The sequence below is a fragment of the Streptomyces sp. NPDC054961 genome, from assembly GCF_053609145.1.
Genome location: NZ_JBSGWY010000109.1, coordinates 1 through 1,311, shown reverse-complemented (window position 1 = coordinate 1,311; position 1,311 = coordinate 1). Strand labels below are relative to the sequence as shown.

The window sequence follows — 1,311 nt, the reverse complement described above, 5'->3', positions numbered from 1 at the left end:
GCTAGGCCGTGTTTTAGGAAGCGCGGGCGGCCAGCCATTTGGTGAGGTCGCCCGCGATCTGGTCGATGCTGGTCTCGGTGGTGACTTCGTGTTCGCGGCGGGTGGTGTCGCGGCGGACGATCTCGTAGCCGCCTTCGTCCAGTACGGCGACGGAGGCGAACCAGGCCGGGTCGTCCTCGTCGGGCTGGATGACGACGAAGGTGTTGTCCGTGCCGTTCAGATCGCCGATCAGCATGAACAAGGCGTCCTCGGACGGGTCGTCGATGTGGTCGCCGTTCTCGCTGTCGGCGCAGTAGTAGTCGGCGGCCACGGGCCTTCCCCTTTTGCGTGTGCTGGACGTTTCCGGTGGTCAGGATGGCACGGGCCGGCGGCCGGCCGGTGGTTCACAGCCACTGGCTGATCGCCGCGATGTGAACGGCCGCCTCGAAGCGCACGGCGAGCTTGTCGTATCGGGTCGCGACGGCCCGGTGCTGCTTGAGGCGGCTGATCCCGCACTCCACCGCGTGACGGGCCTTGTAATCGTCCCGGTCGAAGGCCGGCGGGCGGCCACCATCGCGGCCGCGGCGCTTGCGGTTGCGGATCTGGTCGGCCGGCTCCGGGATCGTGCACCGGATCCCGCGTCTGCGCAGGTAGGCACGGTTGGCGCGCGAGGAATACGCCTTGTCTCCCCGCACACGCAACGGCTTGCGCCTGGGCCGCCCACCACCGGCCTTGGGCACCCCGATGGCTTCCAGGACCGGCTCGAACTGCGGGCTGTCACCCCGCTGACCCGCCGTGACCAGCAGCGACAACGGCTTCTGGCCCTGCTCGCACGCCAGATGGATCTTCGTGGTGAACCCGCCCCGCGACCTGCCCAGCCCGTGATCGTCCGGCTCCTGGCCGACCCCGCCGGGCGGTTCCTTCTGCCCCGCGCCGTCCCGGCGGGCACCAGCCGCGTGCTGATGGGCCCGGCAGACGGTGGAGTCGACGTTGACCTCCCACACGATCAGCCCGGACGCATCCGCCCGCGCCTGCAACAACGTCAGCAGCCGAGCCCACACCCCCTGCCGCTGCCACCTGCGGAACAATCCGTAAACGGTCTGCCAGGGCCCGTACTCACACGGCAGATCCCGCCACGGAACACCAGTCCGCACCCGCCACCGCACACCGTCCACCAACATCCGCCGGGACGACGACCTGCGCCTCACACCCGCCGCAGGCAGCAACGACTCCAACACCGACCACTGCTCATCAGAAAGATCCCCACGCCCCACACCATGATCATCACAGCGTGAGGCGTGGACCGGAACCCCTACCTAAAACACGGCCTAG

General features: G+C 68.9%; 2 protein-coding genes. Both read right to left on the bottom strand.

From position 1 onward, the window contains the following. Positions 1-13: 13 nt before the first annotated feature. Positions 14-310, bottom strand: a complete 297-nt coding sequence (locus tag ACWF9Z_RS36675) for a hypothetical protein (RefSeq protein ID WP_453609959.1) — start codon at positions 308-310, stop codon at positions 14-16. A 73-nt stretch (positions 311-383) separates the two neighbouring features. Beyond that, on the bottom strand, positions 384-1,253 hold the full coding sequence (locus ACWF9Z_RS36670) for an IS5 family transposase (protein ID WP_453609957.1): 870 nt from the start codon (positions 1,251-1,253) through the stop codon (positions 384-386). Between the last annotated feature and the right edge of the window lie 58 nt (positions 1,254-1,311).